Consider the following 20,006-nt stretch of genomic DNA (forward strand, 5'->3'; position numbering starts at 1 on the left):
CCACAGAATCAATTGTTCTTGCAGAGCCACTTTGTTGGACAGGAACAGAGTAAGCCACCTCTCCATAAGCTATGGATACAACGAACGTGTAAAGGAATTGGTCGTATGCTTTTCTATACAGGATTATTACTTTTAGTTGTTGCAGTAAGTCTTGACGGTTTTGGCGTTGGGATTACGTATGGAATGCGAAAAATACATGTGCCTGCTGTTGCTCTATGTATTATAATGCTTTGTTCAGGTGGGATCGTGTTACTGGCCATGACGATCGGGACTGGGATTACCTCCCTCCTATCACCAGATATAACGAGGTTCATTGGTGGCGGGATATTGATTGCGATTGGTTCGCTTACCTTTTATAATAACGTCCGCTCCGGAAAGGCACAGCAACAAAACCACAATGCGATTACAACGGTTCTGACTGACCCAAATAAGGCTGACTTAGACAAATCTGGGAATATCTCCTCCACCGAAGCCTTATTACTAGGTGCAGCGCTGGCTTTGGACGCTTTTGGTGCAGGAATTGGTGCATCTATGCTCGGCTACCCACCTGTTTTTACAGCCATTCTTGTTGCCTGTATGAGTGGAGTATTTCTCTTTAGCGGAATAAATTTAGGTCTTTACTTGGCGAAAAATAAGCAAATGCAACAAATGTCTCTCCTCCCATCCGTTCTTTTAATCACCATTGGTGTATGTAATATCTTTTTATAAAGTGAAACTTCAATCAGTGGGGATTTTCGAACTTCCCCCACTGATTGTTAGTTGAACGAATCGGGGTGTTAGCGTCCTTTTACTCACACTTCATATTTTGAAGTGGGAGTCTTACGGACGGTTGCACCGGGATAAAACGAAAGTTCATTTGGTGGGAAGGCAAAATAAAAAATCCCGAACGCTTTAAAGGCGCTCGGGATTTTTATTTTTTTACAGCATGGAGATGATCCAACCTATAACAACGATTGCTCCGATAATCATTAAAATGGTGCGTAACATACATTTCATCCTTTCAGTGTAACTCTTGGTTTCTTTTCGTCTCCTGTCTATAGGTTACCCTGTATTAGATGGTAAGAAACATTACGAAACAATGTTAAGGAGTAATGTAATTGTTACAATACTGACGAGCGTTGCTGCAAAGGTGATGCTGGAAACTAGTTCTGGCTCTGTATCAAACTCAATAGCATACATCGTAGTGGTAGCCGCTGTTGGCATTGCCGAGATGATGATAAGCACAGATGCAATGATCGGATCCATATCCACAATCGCTACAAACCCGAAGGCAATCAGTGGTGCGACAATCATTTTTAAGGTAACAGCCGAAATCAGAACCTGCCAATTAAGCTTTAGACCTGTAATGGACGCTAGCTGCATACCAAGCATTACCATCATGACGGGAATGGCTGCGTCTCCTACCATCGAAAGTGTAGAATGGGCAGCTTCAGGAACCGGGATGCTAAATTGCTGAAAGACAAAGGCCAGGATAGCCGCATAGGTGGTCGGCATTTTCAATACATTCAACACAGCTCGCTTCATTCCGCTCGTACTCCGAGAAGCATAATAAACACCGAAGAAGTTATTTTGCAGCGCCTGTACTACCATAATAAAAATTGCAAACGGTACTGCTTCCTGTCCTACACTGAAGAGCACAACAGGCAAACCATAGTTACCAGAGTTCATAAACCCTGTAGCTAGAATAGATGCACTCTCCACTGATGGTGACCATTTAAATACACGTGCCACTATTTTATTTAGAAGAACCATTATAAAAAATAGGACAAAGATATAAATGAATATAATTAAAAAATCACGATCAAACGACGCATCGTACAATGAAACGAAAACAAGCGCCGGTGACAGGATATAAAGCGACACAGCTGAAACAGATTTCACATCAAGCAATCGAATTCGCTGTAATACATACCCTGCTGCAAAAACAGCCATAATTGGCAAAATAACATTTAAAAATAAACTCATGCTGACATCCCCACTATAATTTTTGTATTTTCCTAGTTTACCATATTTGGTTCTTTTAGGACGGGCGATTTGGTTGGAAGTGGTTTCAGTTTTGGTGGGTGACGATTCAGTTTGGGGCGGTGTGGTTTCACTTCTCGCGGCTCAGGTTTCACTTTGGAGACGTGTGGTTTCACATCATGCCGCTGACGCTTCACTTTTAGCGCCTCTTGCGCCACTTTTTCTTTTGCTGCTTCTCTTCTCCCTTCCACCGTGTCACTTTTTCCTATTCCTGCGTCAATCACTGCTCCCCTTGCGTCTTCCTAACTTATTCCGGCGTCTCCTCTCCCACAGTAGTTGACAAAGGAACTAAATGTGTATATATTGTATATAATGTATATATACAATAATAAAATGAGGTTTTGTAAATGAATATTTTAATTGCCAGTACGAGTAAAGAGCCATTGTTCCAGCAAATCAAGGAACAGATTAAACAGCATATTTTTTCGGGAGAGCTGAAGGAAGGCGATGCGCTTCCCTCCATGCGTGCGCTTGCCAAGGATTTGAAGGTAAGTGTGATTACCACCAAAAGGGCGTATGAGGATCTGGAAAACGAGGGCTACCTTATATCCTCTGTTGGCAAAGGAACCTTTGTAGCCGGTCAACAGCCCCATGTATTGAAGGAATGGCAGGTTCGCGAGCTAGAGAATGAACTGGAAAAACTCACAACGGAAGGAAAACGGCTTGGACTTTCTAAAGCTGACTTAATCGAACTGTTGGAGATTTACTATGAAGGAGAGTAGATGCATGAATGCTGTAGAGTTTCATGACGTTACAAAGAAGAGAAAAGATTTTACGCTGGATACAATTAATTTAACGATTCCTCAAGGCTATGTTACCGGATTTATTGGCCCAAATGGCAGTGGCAAAACAACGACCATCCAAATGCTGATGGACCTCCTCCCTCCTGACAGTGGAGACATTACACTATTTAATGAAAGCAATAAAAACCATCGAATGAAGCAGCGAATTGGATTTGTCTATGATGAACTCTATATGTATGAGGAGTTTAACATTAAGAAAATGAAGTCGTTTATTGCCCCACTTTATGAAAATTGGAATGAGGCGCTGTTCCAACAATATTTAAAAGAGTTTGATTTACCATTAAAGAAGAAATTAAAGCATTTTTCCAAAGGTATGAAAATGAAGTGCTCGCTACTTTTCGCGCTAGCGCATGAGCCTGAATTCATTATTATGGATGAACCAACCTCAGGTCTTGATCCGATATTTCGCAGGGAGTTACTTGATCAACTACAGGAGCTTATGTTGCGTGACAACCAGACGATTTTCCTGTCCACACACATCACCACTGACCTTGAACGAATAGCTCATTATATTGTTTTCATATATAAAGGCGAAATTATTTTTCAAAAAAGCATGCTGGAAATACAGGAACAGTTCCATATTGTAAAAGGGAAGCGGGAAATGATTGATGCAGATACAGAAACTCTCTTCTCGGGGATAAAAATGAACCAGCATGGATTTACAGCACTCTTTGAAGGTGACTCAACTGTTTTTAATGCTTATAGTGATGATTTAGTGATAGAGAAAGCTAGTCTGGAAGATATTATGTACTTCCTGACAAGGGAGGGACCTGAATGATTGCGCACTTGATGAAGAAAGATTTCCATATTAATAGTTTCTATTACGGTTTTAATGCGCTATTAATCCCATTATTTTATGTGATGGGATTTACAGAAAGTTATTTCTTCTTTGTGATCATGATTCATTTCCTTTTTAATCTATTCTATTTTGATCATCGTAATCATGTAAATCGATTTATTAGTAGCCTTCCTGTAAAGCTTCATCATGTTGTATTAAGCAGGTATCTGTATTTGCTTTTATTTCTAATCGGCTTTCTTCTATACGTCTGGCTTGTTGATAGCATTGCTTCTAAGGGGTTGCCTTATCTGACTTCCCAACCTATTGATGCCTTAAGTATAACGTTATTGTTTACTACGATTTGCATAGTTATATCGTTATCTATGCCAATTTACTATCTCGTAACATCCTTTAATAAAGCATTTGTAATTCAGATGGGGCTACTAGTTTTTAGTACCTTTGCTTTCTCAGTCACGCTTGGAAATGATCTCATTACTTTTCACGAACCGATTTTATCGTGGTTTTCCAATTTAATTGAAATACAACCAATCATTATCCTAGTGGCCATTTCCCTTGTATGCTTATACTTGTCCTATCTTTTATCTGCATGGATATATACAAAAAAAGCGAAAGTTTGAGAGGAGGATTACCATGCTACACTTTGTTAAATATGATCTTATGATGCCTACTTGGGGCGCAATACTGGGATTTCTGTTTATCATACCATTATTTTATGCTGTTATGTTTCCATTGTTTTTTATCTTTGTTTCCTGTGTACTGGCAATTACAGTAGGCTTATTTTACTCCGACCAGCGGGAGAAAAGTAAGCTCTATATGTCTAGTCTTCCTGTCAATAGGGTTTCCATCGTGCGGGGTAGATATGTGTCCATTTTAATGGTAAGTATATGTTTCGTCTTATATCAAAGCATATGGGGAAGGATCCTCAGCCTTACATTAGAAAATAACTACTATGTTTACAGCTGGAAGAATATGCTGGTCCTTTTGTGTATAGCAATCTTAATAGAAGTTGTTGCTATCCCAATTTATTATGGTCTTTCTTCTTTTATAATGGCTACTGGAAATCTAGCATTTTTGTTTTTTCTCTCCATAATTTTCATTTTACCTCCTCTAACTAACGTTTTAGGGATGGAGTATGAGATTATCTTTAATGACCTTGACCCGGGGTTTGTGTTGCTCGTGGAAAAGTACATTCCTTTCCAGCCATATGTAACAGTTAGCTTGGTAACAGCTACCCTTTTTTATCTTTCCTTAAAGCTTTCCGAACTGCTGTTTGTAAAAAAAGCTAAGGTTTCTTGAAAACAATTGTTCTCAAGAGATTATGTGTTAATTTTATAAATAGAATTAAAAACAGCCTAGAACCTTGTAATTACTGGTTCTTCGGCTGTTTCTGTTTTTCAAAAAGTAGGAGTCTAATTCATCGATTCATTACCTTCCTCTACCTTTGAAATTTGTCGGAATGCAACTTCAACCCGATGAATATTTCTGTTCTCATTTCTTCTAAAACGAATGGTGGTATCTTGGTCCCTCATGGATGTTAAAAACTGGTCATTCCCAATTGGTTTAAGTACTTTAGTAGCAAAGCCAGGAATTGCCACATACAACTCACCATTTTCTAAAGAAAACGTGCTTGTCATGCCATCGTTTGCCATGAAGGTTCCTTCAAACTCTTTTAAGCTTTCACATGGTATGTCGACAATCTCGACATCTAAGTGTGAAGCATCAGCAGGCTTTCCTAAGTAACCAGCAAATGCACTAAATAAAAGTTTGGAAGACGGGGCTTCTGCAAGATTTGCAAGCGATATTCCGGTTAATCCGATTTCTGGAAGAATACCCATTTGAGCTGTTACCCCTTTTATATCACCCCCATGGTGAATGAGCTTATATCCAAAGAAATCTGGAATAATCATGACGCCATATCCGTAATAAGTGTCATGTGAACATTGCATGTACGGCGTAGTCATAACCTTCACACTTTCCGTGGATAGGATTCTTGCACGTCCAACTTTACCTTCATTCCGTATGATTTCCATAAATTTGAGCATATCATTCACTGTCGACTTTATAAACCCTGCCGCACGCATTGCTGGTGCATCCCATGGATGATTGGACCTCGCTATCATTTTTTCATCCTCATTAGTTTCCAAGACATATAAGACGGCTATATCTTCATATCCCTTCAAGTCCTCATATTGAAAAACACTATGGTACATACCAGCAGGGTTGAAAATATTATCTTGCACATATTGTTCGTACGACATACCACTAACCGTTTCTATAATTGCACCTAAAATGGCATAACCGTCATTGGAATAACTGAATTCTTTTCCTGGTTCCCCGAGCAATGTGAATTCTGTTCTTGCAATGGTATCCATTAAATCCCCATGTGTATCTATTGTTTGAATCGCGTCCAATGGGTTTCCTTGCTCTGGATCTACTATAAAAGTTGGATCACTTTCCATACTTTTCTTTACTGCGCCCATTAACGTGGCTAATGGTGGAATGCCTGATGAGTGTGTCAAAAATTGGTGTAGACTTATTTTTTCGGATTGTTCTTCATTAGGCGTCTTAAATTCAGGTAAATAGTTACTGACAGGGTCATGTACGTTGAGCTTTCCACTTTCTTGTAGCTGAAGAATAGCAATCGCTGTAATGGCTTTTGTTATAGAACCTACCCCAAAAACAGTATCCAAAGATAACGGTAGCTTCTCTTCACTGTCGCGGAATCCAAACTCTTTCTTATAACCCAATTCACCATATTCGGCTATTCCCATTGCAAAACCAGGTACGTTGTATTTTTTTAAAATGACATCAGTATATCGTTCAAATTCGCGGATCTCTGTAGTTTGTTTCATAAAGTAATCCCTGCTCTCTATTTTTTTATTGCCTGTAGTTACACTCTAATTGTATTTTGTCGTTTATGCGCCCACCGAAAGTTTGGAATGATCTACGACCTCAGACCGATATTTCCATTTGTTGTATTACATTCGAAATTCTTCTTGACAATGCACAACATATATGAGATTATAAACGTTGGTAGTAAAAGAAGTAACAGATAAGTGATCTGGCATTCTACAATGTTTATCGAAGATGCTTATTCACACTGGCGCGACTAAGGGGTCGCAAGGACATAAGAGCAGGTAGGGCTTATGTTGCTTAAGTTAGAGAACACCCAGTGGAACACGTACCGCGGTTAAGTGAAATTCTAAAAAACCTCATAAAGGTTTTCGAATTATAAAGGAAGAATATATGGCTTGTAGCCTAAATACGCCTGGAAATCGTATGTTTTCCGAGGTTATAAAAAGAATTTCCCACCCGATCTATTCGGGGTTAATAAAAATTTAAATCTTATGTGTTACTTTGTAAATCAAAGGGGTACTCTTACTAGTGAGTACCCCTTTTCCAATCTTACATAAAATGAAAGAAGGTTTGCTAATGAGTGATTTACCTATAGGTACTATCCAAACAATGGTAGTACTTCGAAAAATTGATACGGGTTATGTCCTGCAAAAAGATTTAGAAGAAGCATTGCTGCACCGCAATGAAACGGAAACAGAGCTTGAAGTTGACCAAGAAGTAGAGGTCTTCCTTTACCAGGATAAAAAAGGAAACACGATAGCTACAACAAAACTCCCTTCTATTCAAATGGATGAGTATGGCTGGGCTGAAGTGGTAGAAGTGCTTGCTAATCTTGGAGCTTTCGTTAATATTGGTACAACAAAGGAAATACTTGTTTCCAAAGATGATCTTCCCCTGTTTGAATCCGTCTGGCCCGAAAAAGGAGACAAGCTTTTTGTTACACTTGGCAAAGACCAAAAAGACAGATTACTTGCCATCCCAGCAACAGAAGGTGTGATTGCTCGTGAAGTGGAGCTTGCTCCAGACGAATTGTTGAACCAACAGGTTTCGGGAACGGTGTATCATACAAGCAGAGAAGGAGCAGCTTTCCTAACAACTGAAGATTACCGTGGATTTATCCATTACACAGAACGAAAAACAGAGCCGCGCCTAGGTGAGTTTGTAACCGGTCGTGTTATTGAAGTAAGACCTGATGGGACATTAAATGTTTCGCTTCGTCCGTTAAAGCAAGATAGCATGGGCGAAGATGCCGATGCCATTATGGAGCGTTTAGAGCTAAGTGGTGGCGTCATTCCATTTGGTGATAAAAGTGATCCAGAAGATATTCGTGGAACCTTCCAAATAAGTAAAGCAGCATTTAAGCGGGCGCTTGGAAAGCTTATGAAAGAAGGAAAAGTTGAACAGCGTGACGGTAGTACGTATTTAAAATAAATAAGAAAATCCACCTAGCTCTAATGCAGGTGGATTTTTTCATTCTATGGCAAGTATTTCTTTAACTTTTCATCCCATCCAGTAAAAAGCATCACTGCGGTTATCGGTAGTGCTACTGTTATGAGGAAAGGTACCGATATGGCATTAGAAGACCCGAGGAGAAAAGTAATTAACAGCAAGATCATCACAAATCCAATGTAATGCTTTAAGAATAGCTTGAAGGGGATTTTCTTCATCCCTATAACCCCTCTTCCATTTAGTATTCGGAATATCAAACTGGTTTTCTTCTAAAAAAAACCGTAGAAAAGCATTGCTCCTCTACAGGTTCCTTGATGCGATCATTTGTTATGCCTCTGCGTTTGCAGACGAATCTAGTATCGTTGTGATAAGGATGCCAGCTGCTGCTGCAAATAAGAATGCGATTCCCCATCCGCCATAGCCTAGTCCCATAATGTCTGCTTTACCAGCAAGTGCGGACAGCACGATAAATACGCCACCAGCAAGTGCAACAATAAAGCTTGGAAAATATCCAATATATTTATCTTTTGATACCGCTTTAGAAATAAATAAACTAATTGCGACAAGGATTGCAGCCGTGACGCCTCCGATAGTTAGAACGGTTTCTATCATCTTTTCACCCCATGATTTATGTATAGTAAGCTACTTCCAGTCTACAAGTGAACAATTGGAAAGTCAATTGCCAGAAAGATAGTCTAGTTAACTATCTTTCTTAATCATACACCACTCTGCCTACCTGTCCATCTTCTAAGCGAACCTTTATGCCATGTGGATGAAACGAGGACTTTGTTAATAAATCTTTTACAATCCCTGCGGTTCGATTTCCTGATCTTTGATCCTTCTTTAAAATGACCTCAACTTCAAGTCCTGGGTATATATTTTTACGATGTCTTCCATCTATTTGCATTTTCATAGCTCCTCCTACTGACTTCGCTCCATTATATAATAATTTTATTTAGAGAAAAAGGATTCTCCCCTTTTATGTCGAATATTAGTAGGATAAAGGAGGGTCATCATGCAAACTTTTGAAAATTACACTTATGAGCGACCAGATATGCCAGTAGAAAAAGAGAAATTCAACGCGTTATTAAACAAATTCAAAGAAGCTTCTTCTTATAAGGAAGCTACAGAAGCGATCGAAGCAATTAATAAGAGAAGAAATACATTATCTACCATGTTCAATCTTGTCTACATACGTGCTTCGATTGATACAAATGATGCTTACTATCAAAAAGAGCGGGACTTTTTTGACGAAGTTAGTCCAGAGATATCTGAGATGGCAACTGCCTTCTATAAAGAATTGGTCTCCTCTCCTTACCGAGAAGAGTTGGAAAACCAATGGGGTTCTCAGCTATTCCAAATTGCCGACTACCAAATTAAATCCTTCTCACCTGAAGTGATGAATCTATTGCAGGAGGAAAATAAATTATCATCCAGCTATTCCAAGCTTGTCGCATCTGCGGAAGTTGAATTCCAAGGTGGAACGTATACCTTAGCTCAGCTAGGTCCTTTTGCAGAGCATAAAGATCGCGCTGTACGTAAGGAAGCAATGAATGCCAGTGCTGGTTTCTTTTCAGAACACGCCGATAAATTTGATGAGATTTATGACAAGTTAGTAAAAGTACGTCACGAAATCGCCGTGAAATTAGGCTATAAAAACTTTGTTGAACTAGGCTATGTGCGGATGCAGCGAATTGATTATAATGCAGAAATGGTAGACGTCTTCCGTAAACAAGTTCGGGATGTCATCGTACCACTTGCTTCTAAGCTTTATAAAAAGCAGGCCGAGCGGATCGGGGTAGATAAGCTGAAATTCTACGATGTTAATTTTGACTTTAAGACAGGGAATGCCACACCAAAAGGATCCCCTGAATGGATCATCGAAAATGGGAAACAAATGTACAAGGAATTATCTGATGAGACCAATGAGTTTTTCCAATTCATGCTTGATCGTAATTTGATGGATCTTGAGGCGAAAAAAGGAAAAGAAGCTGGTGGATATTGTACCTTAATCGAGGACTACCAAGCACCATTTATCTTTGCTAATTTCAATGGCACATCTGGCGATATTGATGTCCTTACACATGAAGCAGGCCATGCATTCCAGGCGTATTCCAGCAGAAATATCGGAGTGCCAGAGTATTTGTTCCCAACATATGAATCTGCAGAAATCCACTCCATGAGCATGGAATTCTTTACATGGCCATGGATGGAGTTATTTTTCAAAGAGGATACGGAAAAATATAAATATGCACACCTGGCAAGTGGACTACACTTTATTCCATACGGTGTTGCTGTAGATGAATTCCAGCACCTTGTTTATGAGAACCCAGAGTGGACACCAGATGAGCGCAAGCAGGCTTGGAAAAAGCTAGAGGAAACATACCTTCCGCACATTGACTATGATGGAAATGCTTATTTGGAAGCTGGTAGCTATTGGCAACGTCAAGGCCATATCTATGATGTTCCATTCTATTATATTGATTACACATTGGCACAAATTTGTGCATTCCAGTTCTGGAAAAAATCTAGAGAAGACCAAGAGAAGGCATGGGAAGATTACCTACATCTTTGTAAACTTGGTGGATCAAAATCTTTCCTTGGTCTCGTCGAAGCTGCCAACCTAAGATCACCATTTGAGCAAGGTACAGTGGAAGATACCGTTGCGGTTATCGAGGAATGGCTTGAAAGTGTGGACGATAAAGCGTTATAGGTTATAATGTTTCAGAAATAGTTAAGCAAGAGCCGAATGGTTATTTTCTATCCATTCGGCTCTTACTATCTTTGAAAAGCCTATTACCGTACAGACAGCACGTAAAAAGCTTCCCCTTCCATATTTATTAATTCACCGTTCCTGTCATATTTACAGTTGGATTTTTCTTAACATATTTCGTAAATACATAACGTACGATCGGCCCCATGATGATAAGCTGTAACGGTAACGCCATGATCAAATTCTTTAAAGCAATCGAAGCATAGCTTTCCCATAAGGATGTTTCACCTAAGCTGTCCATAACTGCCGCCGTTATTAACCCGTAAAGCGACATGCATAACACCATTCCCAATACCATCAAGACAGTCATCGTCAGGATTTTATAAATGGGTTTGTCTTGTTTGATAGGCAGTGAAAATGCGATTTTCCGCGCAACAGGCCCCACAATAAATAAATCTAAACTAAATGCAACGATAAATCCTAATAGAAGATTTATAATAATTCCGGTCACGGGTATGACGCCAAACAATTCCTGTAAAAATAAATTATAAAAGGTCATCACAATAACCATTCCCGAACACATCATAAAACCAAAATAGAAGCTTTCTTTTTTTGTTGTCGGCATTCTTTCCTCATCCCTTCTCTTTAAAATGTCTAGGTTCACGCTTCAGAAACGCTACGCTTTTCCAAGAACACTTCGTTATTATATAGGTTTAAAAAATTCTTCATAAGTGAACATTTTATGACAGTTTTGTATTACCAAGAGAAGCGATGTTTGCCTGTCTCATTCATAACGTATATCATTGGACAATTTCTCTAGAAGTGACCAATCTTGTATTTGAATAAAATGCCTGTCTTTTGTGATGATCTCCCTTTCGATAAGAGAATGAACTACTCTATTAAGATGGCGATAGGTTGTGCCAAGTAACCCGGCTATTTCTTGCAGATTTGTAGTCTTTAATTCTAAACCAAAGGGATGCTCTGCATCAGCAGCTAGGGTGGACAAAAGATAACTCGCAAATCTATTTTCCACAGATGCTAATAAATTCACACGCGAAGCTGTCGTACAGGTTTGTAGCTTGTAAGCTACATGATCTAATAATAAGTGCAGAAGCTTCGGGTTGTCCTGCTCGTACTTTTTTACACGTTAGGAAAAGTATAAAATTTTAGCTAGGAAGCAATAACGACGTAGTTAAAATTTTGAAGTCCCAAGTATAAGAAAAACGTACACATTCGCTAAATGGCGAGCGAATGCGAGTTTTTCTAACATAGTCTCGTGGTAAGCCAATTAGCAGGCTTTTCTCCACTGCCTTGATTTGTGATTGAACAGAAACGTTTCGAATGAGTTCAATGTCGCCAATAATAGAAAAAGGCTGAACAAATCGCAAAAGCAGTGATTTTCCTGTAGCGACACTCGAGGTTACTTTTACTTTTCCATCCACTAAAAATAATAGTGATTCCAGTTCTGTACCTTCATGCAAAATGACTTCATTTGCATCATAATATTGGAGAGAAAACGGTGGCTTTTTTTCCAGGTCAACTATTTTGTCTAGCTTATATTTTTGTAAGGTTGTTTGCAGTAGCTTTTCGTCTTGAATATTTTTCATTATAAACCCCTTTTTAGGACATATGTCCTTTCCATTATAATACAACCTGATATGATGGAAACATTAACGCGATTATTGGGGGAAATTTTATGAAATATGTATTTGATTTGGATGGAACCATTTGCTTTAAGGGGCAGCCTGTTTCAGAGAGCCTTTTGGTTGCATTGGAGAAATTAGTAGAAGATGGACATGAGGTGATTTTTGCTTCCGCAAGACCAATTCGAGATATTCTCCCCGTATTACCTGAACGTTTTCATCACTACCCTATGGTCGGTGGCAATGGTTCGCTCGTTGCCAGAAACGGAGAAATCCTTTCAGCTGTGTCGTTTAGTGAAGAAACACTTGCTAAAATCCTAGCCATTATTAACATTAACCAGGTTAGTTACTTAATAGATGGAGAGTGGGATTACGCTTATACAGGACCTGCTAACCATCCCATCTTAAAAAATTTAGATACCCAAAACCGTGCAGAAAAGGTTCCTTTAAACCAGCTACAATCTATTGTAAAGATTTTATTGTTCGCGTCTGCAAATATAGAGACTATGGAAGAAAAGTTGAACTTATCAGATGTGGTGGTTAACAAACATGGAAATGAAGGAATTTTAGATATTAGTCCTAGTGGTGTTAATAAGTGGCGTGGATTGCAACAGCTGGGACTAGAAGACGGGGAGTACATTGCATTTGGGAATGATGTGAATGACATAGCGATGTTCCAACATGCTTTACATACCGTAATGGTTGGCGAAAATACGCAACTAGCCCCGTTTGCATCGGAAAGCCTGTTGGTGCCAGAGATCGAGAGCCTGTTGCCGAAAAAACTACAAGAATTAAGTGAGAAGCAGATATCATTAAACATATAACCAATTCATGCAAATAAAGCTTCTTTTGTTATACTGTGGGGATTATCACTGTAATTCACATTTTAGATCACACTAGAAAAAGCTTAGAGAAGTTTTTCCTCTTAGCTTTTTTATAATTCGTTCCACTTGTAATTTCAACGATATTTTATCACTCTTTTACTTCAATAAATTCAACATAAGTATCGTTATTTAATGCAGAAAATAGATTTTTAAAATGACTTACTGCATCCGCATTCGTCATTTCAAAATCAGCATCACTAACTTCTGCTGCATACGTACTGAAATCTTTCTCACTTTCTTTAATTTTAAAGCTTAGTTTTAATATTTCATTGTCATTTTTAAAATGAAGCAAAAGTACATTGTCATTTAGTACATATGTTCCCTCTCCGTTTTGAATAGAGCTCGTGAACGTCTTTTCATCTAAAAATTCTACTGTCAAAAGGGACGCATAGTTATCAGGATCATCAGCATCCCCCTCTATTGACATGTTTGGATCCACGGATGGATAACCAAGTTTAAACGTTTTTCCAGCTAATTCGTCGTTACCGTTACAAGCTGAAAGGAAAAGTACAAGAAAGAATGATAATAGAAGGAATCGCTTTTTCATCATGAACACCCCTTTTTTTCTTAATATACAAAATAGTTTTATTACTATATATACGAAAGAAAACAGGATAACGTTTCACTCTATTGAACATGAGTTAAAAGAATGAGTAAATATGTGATTTTGCTCTACCTCTCCAATATAATCGTTATGTTGGAATTGGAAAGGTTTAATTTCCTCACCTATATGAAAAACTATGTTAGAATTTCCTATATAAAGTGAAACTTTAATCAGTGGGGGATCTTCATTCTTCTCCCATTGATTGTTAGCTGCACCAGGATAAACATGTATAGAAGAAGGAGAGCCAGATGACATATAAACTATTATTCCTCGATATCGATGGAACCATTTTAAAACCAGATCACACATACAGTGCATCTACTAAAGAAGCAATTGCAGAAGTAAAAAAACAAGGGGTCGAAGTATTTTTGGCAACAGGAAGACCACTCCATGAAGTAAGAGAGCTTGCAGAAGAATTGGACGTACAATCTTTTGTTGGGTATAACGGTGCATTTGGAATATACCAAGATGAGACTATCATCAATGAACCTTTAAAAGAAAGTACAATAAAGGAATTCCTTAGACTAGCAAAAGAGCATAACCATGAGCTTGTTTGCTATACGTCCGAGAAAAATTACTTTACATCTTTAACCCATCCAAAGGTGCAGCAATTCATTGATATTTTTAATCTGAAATGGAATGAAGCTCTAACAGAAGACGTCGTAAGTGGCATCCTTGGTGCTACGGTAATGAATTTAAAACCTGAAGATGTAGCATTATACGAGGAAGAAGCAGATATCCACTTGTCCCAAGTTAACGTGGAAGAAGTTAAGCATGGTTATGATGTTATCCGAAAAAGTGTTAACAAGGGTGTTGCTGTGCAACGTATTATGGAGCGCTTAAATATAAAAAAAGAGCAGACCATTGCATTTGGGGATGGGATGAACGATAAAGAAATGCTCCAAGCGGTTGGGGAAGGCTTTGCAATGGGAAATTGTGCGCCAGAACTTCTGCCCTATTCGAAACACCAAACTACCACGGTAACAGAATCAGGAATTGCAAACGGACTAAAACAACTTGGATTGCTGAAATAACAAAACGGGGCTGTGTCATCCTTGACACTTGCCCCGTTTTTATTTTGCTATAGCAGAAAACCACCATATATTAGCGCCCCAGCAATAACAAATGCCGGATGAACTTTAAGTCTTTCGATCAGGATATAGCTAGCTCCAGTTAAAAATACCGTCTGCCAAATGCCGACTCCTTCATACGATTCGAAGAAAAAACGCCAAGCCATGACCCCGAGTAGGATTGCGATAACTGGTCTGACAAATAAGGTAAGCCTTTTTACCTTTGGGGAATCCTTGTATTTAAAAAGGATGCGCAATAGGAGGATCATTAAAATTAGTGATGGTGCAACAGCTGCAAAAACGCCCACCACTGCACCAAGTATCCCCCCTACATCATAGCCAATATAGCCAGCGAGCTTTGTGGCAATCGGCCCTGGTAATGCATTTGCAAGGGCGAGCATTTCACTGAATTCCTGAACACTCATCCATGCAAAACGACCGACCACTTCGTTTTCAACGAGTGGAATAGATGCTGGTCCGCCACCATAGCCTAGGATACCTGGTATGAAAAAGGCAATAAAAATTTCCCAGTAGATCATGAAGGATCACGCTCCTTCCCACCAGCGCCTTGTTTCGGTTTATCTTTTATAAGCAAGGCAATTGCAAGCAGGCTGGCAATGATTATACCAGGGTGCAAGCCAACGATCTGAATAAGTACAAATAGAATCACTATCATGATCGCCGTTTTCACCCAACCAAGCCCACTGCCTGATTTCGCAATAAACTGCCAGGAGAGAACTGCTAGCATCATGCCTACAACAGGGATAACCGCTGCTGTCATTCCCTGTACCCAGTCATACCCCTTAATGGAGGAAAGCGATCCAAGTAATATGATCATGAGGAGAATCGTCGGGACCATAGTTGCCACCACAGCATTTAGCATGCCCCATATGCCTGCTACCCGGTAGCCAATATAGCCTGCCAATTTCGTAGCAATTGGTCCAGGTAGGGTGTTTCCCAAGGCAAGCAGATCACCAAACTCTTCATTATCCATCCACTTATATTTCTCAATTACTTCCTTCTGGATTAAGGGAATGGAAGCAGGTCCGCCACCATACCCAAGAATCCCTACTCGAAAGAAAGCTATAAATAAATTCCAATGTGTTTTCATACGTCACGAACCTTTTCAACATAATAAAGTTACGTTACTCTTTTGTCAGGTCTGGTTTACTCCCAGTCCCTTTCGCATTCTGTGCTTACCAGGCGGAAACGCTGCCGTCTGTACGTGATTCTGTACCACCGATTAAAATTCCGGTCTCCTGATCACGCCAAATAATTTGCCCTCTTCCAAAGCTATTTGGCTCTAGTTGTATTTGTATTTTGTGTCCCTTATCTGCCAGCCCTTGTGCAAGATGGTGTGGGAAGCGATTTTCGACTTCAACTTGTTTTTCCTTTAACCACTGCCAACGAGGCGCGTCCAAGGCTGCCTGCGGGTTCAGATTAAAGTCAATGGTATTCATCATCACTTGCACATGGCCCTGTGGCTGCATAAATCCACCCATAACACCAAATGGTCCAACAGGCGAATCATCCTTCGTTAAGAAGCCTGGAATAATTGTGTGGTACGTGCGTTTGCCACCTGCCAATGCGTTCACATGGTCAGGGTCCATGGAAAAATTATGCCCGCGATTTTGCAGTGCTATTCCCGTTCCTGGAACCACAAGGCCGGAACCAAAGCCCATATAATTACTCTGTATAAAGGAAACCATATTTCCTTCCCCATCTGCTGTTGCTAAGTAAACAGTACCGCTGCTGTTCGGCTCCCCCGCTTCCGGCAACAGTGCTTTATCAGTAATGAGCTTCCTGCGTGTTTCTGCATAAGCTTCACTTAGAATGTCTGCTGTAGTATGATGCATCGCATCCTCTTCTGTCACGTGTTTTTGACCATCAGCAAAAGCCAATTTGATTGCCTCAATTTGTTTGTGATATGTATCTACAGATTCTTTTTCGTTAAAGGTAAAACCTTTAAGTATATTTAGTGCTTGCAGGGCAATAATTCCCTGGCCATTTGGCGGGATTTCCCATACATCATAGCCTCGGTAATTCACTTGAATTGGATCTACCCAATCTGGTTTATATGCAGCTAGATCGTCTGCTGTTAAAAAGCCTCCATTTTCCTCAGAGAAGGCTGCAATTTTCTCAGCAAGCTCTCCCTTGTAAAAAGATGCTCCTTTTGTTTCCGCAATAGCACGAAGCGTCTTAGCATGATCAGGTGAAGACCAGATCTCTCCTATTTTTGGAGCACGGCCTTTAGGCGCAAAGGTTTTGAACCAGTTCTCAAATACTTCATCCGTTAATCTTTCTTTAAAAACTTCATATCCACGGGCCCAAAACTTTCCTAAAGTTGGCGATATCGGAAAGCCCTCTTCGGCATACGTGATTGCTGGTTGTAGAACTTCGGTTAAAGGTAGCTTACCAAATCGCTCAGAAAGCTCAGCCCAAGCGCCTGGTGCACCAGGTACTGTAACAGGAATCCAACCATGTGTAGGGATTGTTTCATGCCCCTTCTCTTTTACTGCATCAATTGAAATATTTTGTGGTGAACGCCCACTAGCATTCAGTCCGTGTAGTTTCCCTTTTGTCCAAACAAGGGCAAATGCATCTCCGCCTATTCCGTTTGAAGTCGGTTCTACAACAGTGAGACATGCTGCAGTGGCGATTGCTGCATCAATGGCATTACCGCCTTTTTTTAATATTTCTAATCCGGCCTGTGAAGCAAGAGGCTGTGATGTTGCCACCATTCCATTTTTTGCATATGTCGCATGCCTTGTAACAGGATACGGGTAGGATGGGTTTGTGAATGAATCCATTTTTTTCACTCCTTTGTTGTCTGAATTATAAAAACATCATACGTAATGTACAGCAATTTGTCAACACAATAAGAAGGTGATAATATGGTTATACTTACATTTAGATTAATGATCTTAGCATATACTTTCATAATGTGGATATAGTGGAGGTTTAACGATGAAATATGATGATATTGATAAAAAGCTTCTGGAGGAACTAACTGAAGACGGCAGGTTATCCTATGTCGAATTGGCAGAAAAGGTCGGTCTCTCCCGTGTCGCTGTTAAGGACCGTATTCAAAATTTGAAAGACAAGGGCGTCATTGAAAAATTTACTGTCGTCATAAACTCAGAAAAGTTTGGCAAGAATGTTTCTGCTTTCTTTGAAGTAGATGTGGAGCCCAAACAGCTGCAGCAAGTTGCACAAAATCTAGCGGATAATCCACACGTTGCAAGCATTTACCAAATGACTGGTCCGAGCACCTTACACATGCACGTCCTCGTGGAAGACTTTCAAAAGTTGGAAGTGTTTATAAATGAAGAGCTATACGCCGTTACAGGCATTACCCGTGTTGAGAGCTCTGTTATCTTGAAGCGATTTAAGAGTCGGACTGGGTTTAAGCTTTAGAGTTGGTGGAGTGGATGGCATTGTTGCCTATGGCATGAGGGTGCGGCGCTTTGTTTCGTGGTGCGTCTCTTCCTCTTACTGATGCGTCACTTCCTCCTGCTGGGGCGTATCTTCCTCTTGCTGGGGCGTCTTTTTCTCTTGTTGGTGCGTCACTTTTTTTGTTGGTGCGTCTCTTTCTCATGGTGATGCGCCGCTTCCCCTTGCTAGTGCGTCACTTTCTAATATTGGCGCGCGACTTGGCTCCGCTCACACGCGACTTTCTTATGTTGACGCGCGACTTTCCCTTGCTGACACGCGACTGCCTGTCCAGATGTATAAAAAACCAGCATTCAGCTGGTTTTTTACCAATAATAGAGTGTAGAAAGAATAGCGATCACCATGAAAAATAGGCTAGAAAATATACTAATGGTGTAGTGTTCCTTTTTACTAAGGATTCCTGTGTCGTAAGCCAAATAGGAGGTAGTCGTATGTATTGGCAGAACCATCATGCTGCCAATGATTAAAATGATAAGAAACGCAAGTTGAATTGGCGGCAATCCGATTAGCTCTGAGTACGACATGACGATCGGAAAAATTACAATTACTGCAGACGATGGGACGACAAAGAAAAAACGAAGTACAAATACAATGAGTGCAATGATCACTACCTTTATAACGATCCCCGCATTATCAGGAATCAATTCAACCAGCATCCCTGCCAGCTGCTGAGCAGTACCATTTGCTTCAAGAACGTAGCCCAGCGAAAAGGAAGCTCCGAGCAGTAAAAAATTTTCCCAATCAAAGCTCCGAATAGTGCGATTGGTGATCAGCCCTATCCTAGGCAACGAATAAAACACAATTAGCAACATAGGTGGAAGTAACAGGGGCACTCGATTTTGATCGGTTACAATCCACGTCAGAATCATAAGTACAAATGCACCTGTCATAATCCAGAATGTACTATTAATTTCTTCGGTCTCCATTTCTTCATGCTTGGGTATTGGTTCCTTATCTTCTGTATTTCCAACCCTCTTTAAGTAGTTCCAACCTAAAAATGCAAGGATAAATGCCCCAATCCATAATGGAGGCGCAATAAGTAGAAACCAGTCCATCCACCCAAGGTTCGCAATTTGATAATCTCGAATTAACTGTGAGGCCAAAATTGGAAAGCCACCACCAGTATAAATGATCATGGTAGCGTTCTGATTCATCATGCCTATTACATAGATACAATACTTCTGGAAAACACTCTTTTCTGTGAACCCGTAAATGCGATTTAAGCTTACCGTGACTGGTAACAGCATCTTAAAGCGGGCGACAGCTGACGGCAGAAAAATAGGCAAAACTGAAATGAACAGTGGCATTCCAATAATGACAAATGCTGGTCCTCCTCTGCTGATTTTCAACAAAAACCCCGCAATAACACGATCCATCCCTACTTTTACAAGAGACTTGCTGATCAACGATAGCATGAAAATAAAATACAACGCAGGTGAAAGAAATCCGATTACGGCTTCTTCCATGGTATCGACTAGGCCGAGTAATAGTAGCATGGCGAGAATAAGGATACTGCTGGCGCCTGTCGGGATCGGTGCTGCCACCCATAGATAAATGGCGAACAGAAGCAGTAACAATGTTCGCAGTTGTTCTGGGGTGAACTCTCTCCATATCCCTGCATTCCACAAGCCGAACAGGGCAATCGCGGTGATGCATAACAAACTGTAACGAACGATATTTTTAAACAATAGCATTTCTCGTACCCGCATA

Annotated in this window: 25 protein-coding genes; 10 read left to right on the top strand and 15 right to left on the bottom strand. The window is 40.0% G+C overall.

The features are described 5' to 3' along the window. Positions 1-105: 105 nt before the first annotated feature. Positions 106-708 (top strand): sporulation membrane protein YtaF, encoded by a 603-nt coding sequence (gene ytaF, locus BN988_RS08890; protein ID WP_036575332.1) that lies wholly within the window; start codon positions 106-108, stop codon positions 706-708. 360 nt (positions 709-1,068) lie between these two features. Here ytaF and BN988_RS08895 read toward each other — a convergent pair whose 3' ends face one another. Both BN988_RS08895 and BN988_RS08900 read right to left on the bottom strand, forming a co-directional pair. Then, on the bottom strand, positions 1,069-1,965 hold the full coding sequence (locus tag BN988_RS08895; RefSeq protein WP_036575335.1) for an AEC family transporter: 897 nt from the start codon (positions 1,963-1,965) through the stop codon (positions 1,069-1,071). Positions 1,966-1,997: 32 nt separating this feature from the next. Then, complete coding sequence (locus tag BN988_RS08900; protein ID WP_036575338.1) at positions 1,998-2,246, bottom strand: hypothetical protein; 249 nt, start codon at positions 2,244-2,246, stop codon at positions 1,998-2,000. Between the two features lie 123 nt (positions 2,247-2,369). Between BN988_RS08900 and BN988_RS08905 the strand changes: the two genes are divergently transcribed. The 4 genes from BN988_RS08905 to BN988_RS08920 are packed head-to-tail and all read left to right on the top strand — an operon-like array spanning position 2,370 to position 4,920. Beyond that, a complete protein-coding gene (locus BN988_RS08905) occupies positions 2,370-2,744 on the top strand; it encodes a GntR family transcriptional regulator (protein WP_036575340.1) in 375 nt (124 codons plus the stop codon). A 4-nt stretch (positions 2,745-2,748) separates the two neighbouring features. Further along, positions 2,749-3,603, top strand: a complete 855-nt coding sequence (locus BN988_RS08910) for an ABC transporter ATP-binding protein (RefSeq protein WP_036575343.1) — start codon at positions 2,749-2,751, stop codon at positions 3,601-3,603. After that, positions 3,600-4,241, top strand: coding sequence for an ABC-2 transporter permease (locus BN988_RS08915; protein WP_036575346.1), 642 nt, complete (start codon positions 3,600-3,602; stop codon positions 4,239-4,241). The genes BN988_RS08910 and BN988_RS08915 overlap by 4 nt, the downstream gene beginning before the upstream one ends. 13 nt (positions 4,242-4,254) lie before the next feature. Further along, positions 4,255-4,920: an ABC-2 transporter permease gene (locus BN988_RS08920; RefSeq protein ID WP_036575348.1), complete on the top strand. Its 666-nt coding sequence runs from the start codon at positions 4,255-4,257 to the stop codon at positions 4,918-4,920. A 113-nt stretch (positions 4,921-5,033) separates the two neighbouring features. Here the strand turns inward: BN988_RS08920 and BN988_RS08925 are convergent, their stop codons facing one another. Beyond that, positions 5,034-6,476: a serine hydrolase domain-containing protein gene (locus tag BN988_RS08925; RefSeq protein ID WP_036575351.1), complete on the bottom strand. Its 1,443-nt coding sequence runs from the start codon at positions 6,474-6,476 to the stop codon at positions 5,034-5,036. A gap of 580 nt (positions 6,477-7,056) precedes the next feature. Between BN988_RS08925 and BN988_RS08930 the strand changes: the two genes are divergently transcribed. Then, positions 7,057-7,911: a CvfB family protein gene (locus tag BN988_RS08930; RefSeq protein WP_036576541.1), complete on the top strand. Its 855-nt coding sequence runs from the start codon at positions 7,057-7,059 to the stop codon at positions 7,909-7,911. Positions 7,912-7,955: 44 nt separating this feature from the next. On the opposite strand, the gene BN988_RS08935 is transcribed toward BN988_RS08930, so the two are convergent. The 3 genes from BN988_RS08935 to BN988_RS08945 form a co-directional block, all read right to left on the bottom strand. Next, positions 7,956-8,147 (bottom strand): hypothetical protein, encoded by a 192-nt coding sequence (locus BN988_RS08935; protein WP_036575354.1) that lies wholly within the window; start codon positions 8,145-8,147, stop codon positions 7,956-7,958. A gap of 109 nt (positions 8,148-8,256) precedes the next feature. Continuing rightward, positions 8,257-8,541: a hypothetical protein gene (locus BN988_RS08940; RefSeq protein WP_036575357.1), complete on the bottom strand. Its 285-nt coding sequence runs from the start codon at positions 8,539-8,541 to the stop codon at positions 8,257-8,259. 100 nt (positions 8,542-8,641) lie between these two features. After that, complete coding sequence (locus BN988_RS08945) at positions 8,642-8,836, bottom strand: YwbE family protein (protein ID WP_182858811.1); 195 nt, start codon at positions 8,834-8,836, stop codon at positions 8,642-8,644. 108 nt (positions 8,837-8,944) lie between these two features. On the opposite strand from BN988_RS08945, the gene BN988_RS08950 reads away from it, so the two are divergent. Further along, complete coding sequence (locus BN988_RS08950) at positions 8,945-10,642, top strand: M3 family oligoendopeptidase (RefSeq protein WP_036575359.1); 1,698 nt, start codon at positions 8,945-8,947, stop codon at positions 10,640-10,642. Between the two features lie 127 nt (positions 10,643-10,769). Here BN988_RS08950 and BN988_RS08955 read toward each other — a convergent pair whose 3' ends face one another. The 3 genes from BN988_RS08955 to BN988_RS08965 all read right to left on the bottom strand — a co-directional run bounded on the left by BN988_RS08955 (position 10,770) and on the right by BN988_RS08965 (position 12,249). After that, on the bottom strand, positions 10,770-11,267 hold the full coding sequence (locus tag BN988_RS08955; RefSeq protein WP_036575362.1) for a hypothetical protein: 498 nt from the start codon (positions 11,265-11,267) through the stop codon (positions 10,770-10,772). 159 nt (positions 11,268-11,426) lie between these two features. Next, positions 11,427-11,693, bottom strand: a complete 267-nt coding sequence (locus BN988_RS18635) for a helix-turn-helix domain-containing protein (protein WP_231495207.1) — start codon at positions 11,691-11,693, stop codon at positions 11,427-11,429. A 115-nt stretch (positions 11,694-11,808) separates the two neighbouring features. Beyond that, complete coding sequence (locus BN988_RS08965) at positions 11,809-12,249, bottom strand: cyclic nucleotide-binding domain-containing protein (protein WP_051557768.1); 441 nt, start codon at positions 12,247-12,249, stop codon at positions 11,809-11,811. Positions 12,250-12,338: 89 nt separating this feature from the next. On the opposite strand from BN988_RS08965, the gene BN988_RS08970 reads away from it, so the two are divergent. After that, positions 12,339-13,109 carry an HAD-IIB family hydrolase gene (locus tag BN988_RS08970; RefSeq protein ID WP_036575364.1) on the top strand — a complete coding sequence of 257 codons (771 nt, stop codon included), beginning with the start codon at positions 12,339-12,341 and terminating at the stop codon, positions 13,107-13,109. 148 nt (positions 13,110-13,257) lie between these two features. On the opposite strand, the gene BN988_RS08975 is transcribed toward BN988_RS08970, so the two are convergent. Further along, positions 13,258-13,716: a hypothetical protein gene (locus BN988_RS08975; RefSeq protein ID WP_036575367.1), complete on the bottom strand. Its 459-nt coding sequence runs from the start codon at positions 13,714-13,716 to the stop codon at positions 13,258-13,260. Between the two features lie 305 nt (positions 13,717-14,021). On the opposite strand from BN988_RS08975, the gene BN988_RS08985 reads away from it, so the two are divergent. Beyond that, on the top strand, positions 14,022-14,807 hold the full coding sequence (locus BN988_RS08985; RefSeq protein ID WP_036575373.1) for an HAD family hydrolase: 786 nt from the start codon (positions 14,022-14,024) through the stop codon (positions 14,805-14,807). Positions 14,808-14,854: 47 nt separating this feature from the next. Here BN988_RS08985 and BN988_RS08990 read toward each other — a convergent pair whose 3' ends face one another. The 3 genes from BN988_RS08990 to ggt all read right to left on the bottom strand — a co-directional run bounded on the left by BN988_RS08990 (position 14,855) and on the right by ggt (position 17,653). Further along, entirely contained in the window at positions 14,855-15,382 is a 528-nt protein-coding gene (locus tag BN988_RS08990) for a chromate transporter (RefSeq protein ID WP_036575376.1), read from the bottom strand. Beyond that, positions 15,379-15,954: a chromate transporter gene (locus tag BN988_RS08995; protein ID WP_036575379.1), complete on the bottom strand. Its 576-nt coding sequence runs from the start codon at positions 15,952-15,954 to the stop codon at positions 15,379-15,381. Before BN988_RS08995 ends, BN988_RS08990 begins: the two co-directional genes overlap by 4 nt. 85 nt (positions 15,955-16,039) lie before the next feature. Continuing rightward, the gene (ggt, locus tag BN988_RS09000) at positions 16,040-17,653 is read right to left on the bottom strand and encodes a gamma-glutamyltransferase (protein WP_036575381.1); all 1,614 of its coding nucleotides are present in this window, start codon (positions 17,651-17,653) and stop codon (positions 16,040-16,042) included. 157 nt (positions 17,654-17,810) lie between these two features. On the opposite strand from ggt, the gene BN988_RS09005 reads away from it, so the two are divergent. Beyond that, on the top strand, positions 17,811-18,260 hold the full coding sequence (locus tag BN988_RS09005; RefSeq protein ID WP_036575383.1) for an Lrp/AsnC family transcriptional regulator: 450 nt from the start codon (positions 17,811-17,813) through the stop codon (positions 18,258-18,260). Here BN988_RS09005 and BN988_RS09010 read toward each other — a convergent pair. Further along, positions 18,250-18,441: a hypothetical protein gene (locus BN988_RS09010; RefSeq protein ID WP_036575385.1), complete on the bottom strand. Its 192-nt coding sequence runs from the start codon at positions 18,439-18,441 to the stop codon at positions 18,250-18,252. The genes BN988_RS09005 and BN988_RS09010 overlap by 11 nt on opposite strands. 160 nt (positions 18,442-18,601) lie before the next feature. Next, positions 18,602-20,005: an SLC13 family permease gene (locus tag BN988_RS09015; protein ID WP_051557769.1), complete on the bottom strand. Its 1,404-nt coding sequence runs from the start codon at positions 20,003-20,005 to the stop codon at positions 18,602-18,604. Position 20,006: the final 1 nt, after the last annotated feature.

Origin of the sequence: Oceanobacillus picturae (genome assembly GCF_000612865.1) — a bacterium.
In the GTDB taxonomy this organism is placed as follows: Bacteria; Bacillota; Bacilli; order Bacillales; family Amphibacillaceae; genus Oceanobacillus_B; species Oceanobacillus_B jordanicus.

Bases quoted from the DNA above. Each gene is read 5' to 3' on its own strand.
- BN988_RS08895 (WP_036575335.1), bottom strand. From the start codon at position 1,965: ATGAGTTTATTTTTAAATGTTATTTTGCCAATTATGGCTGTTTTTGCA.
- BN988_RS08905 (WP_036575340.1), top strand. From the start codon at position 2,370: ATGAATATTTTAATTGCCAGTACGAGTAAAGAGCCATTGTTCCAGCAA.
- BN988_RS08995 (WP_036575379.1), bottom strand. From the start codon at position 15,954: ATGAAAACACATTGGAATTTATTTATAGCTTTCTTTCGAGTAGGGATT.
- BN988_RS08990 (WP_036575376.1), bottom strand. From the start codon at position 15,382: ATGATCTACTGGGAAATTTTTATTGCCTTTTTCATACCAGGTATCCTA.
- ytaF (WP_036575332.1), top strand. From the start codon at position 106: ATGCTTTTCTATACAGGATTATTACTTTTAGTTGTTGCAGTAAGTCTT.
- ggt (WP_036575381.1), bottom strand. From the start codon at position 17,653: ATGGATTCATTCACAAACCCATCCTACCCGTATCCTGTTACAAGGCAT.
- BN988_RS08935 (WP_036575354.1), bottom strand. From the start codon at position 8,147: ATGAAGAAAATCCCCTTCAAGCTATTCTTAAAGCATTACATTGGATTT.
- BN988_RS09010 (WP_036575385.1), bottom strand. From the start codon at position 18,441: ATGAGAAAGAGACGCACCAACAAAAAAAGTGACGCACCAACAAGAGAA.
- BN988_RS08955 (WP_036575362.1), bottom strand. From the start codon at position 11,267: ATGCCGACAACAAAAAAAGAAAGCTTCTATTTTGGTTTTATGATGTGT.
- BN988_RS08965 (WP_051557768.1), bottom strand. From the start codon at position 12,249: ATGAAAAATATTCAAGACGAAAAGCTACTGCAAACAACCTTACAAAAA.
- BN988_RS08925 (WP_036575351.1), bottom strand. From the start codon at position 6,476: ATGAAACAAACTACAGAGATCCGCGAATTTGAACGATATACTGATGTC.
- BN988_RS08975 (WP_036575367.1), bottom strand. From the start codon at position 13,716: ATGAAAAAGCGATTCCTTCTATTATCATTCTTTCTTGTACTTTTCCTT.
- BN988_RS08970 (WP_036575364.1), top strand. From the start codon at position 12,339: ATGAAATATGTATTTGATTTGGATGGAACCATTTGCTTTAAGGGGCAG.
- BN988_RS08920 (WP_036575348.1), top strand. From the start codon at position 4,255: ATGCTACACTTTGTTAAATATGATCTTATGATGCCTACTTGGGGCGCA.
- BN988_RS09005 (WP_036575383.1), top strand. From the start codon at position 17,811: ATGAAATATGATGATATTGATAAAAAGCTTCTGGAGGAACTAACTGAA.
- BN988_RS08930 (WP_036576541.1), top strand. From the start codon at position 7,057: ATGAGTGATTTACCTATAGGTACTATCCAAACAATGGTAGTACTTCGA.
- BN988_RS08945 (WP_182858811.1), bottom strand. From the start codon at position 8,836: ATGCAAATAGATGGAAGACATCGTAAAAATATATACCCAGGACTTGAA.
- BN988_RS08910 (WP_036575343.1), top strand. From the start codon at position 2,749: ATGAATGCTGTAGAGTTTCATGACGTTACAAAGAAGAGAAAAGATTTT.
- BN988_RS08915 (WP_036575346.1), top strand. From the start codon at position 3,600: ATGATTGCGCACTTGATGAAGAAAGATTTCCATATTAATAGTTTCTAT.
- BN988_RS08950 (WP_036575359.1), top strand. From the start codon at position 8,945: ATGCAAACTTTTGAAAATTACACTTATGAGCGACCAGATATGCCAGTA.
- BN988_RS09015 (WP_051557769.1), bottom strand. From the start codon at position 20,005: ATGCGGGTACGAGAAATGCTATTGTTTAAAAATATCGTTCGTTACAGT.
- BN988_RS08940 (WP_036575357.1), bottom strand. From the start codon at position 8,541: ATGATAGAAACCGTTCTAACTATCGGAGGCGTCACGGCTGCAATCCTT.
- BN988_RS08985 (WP_036575373.1), top strand. From the start codon at position 14,022: ATGACATATAAACTATTATTCCTCGATATCGATGGAACCATTTTAAAA.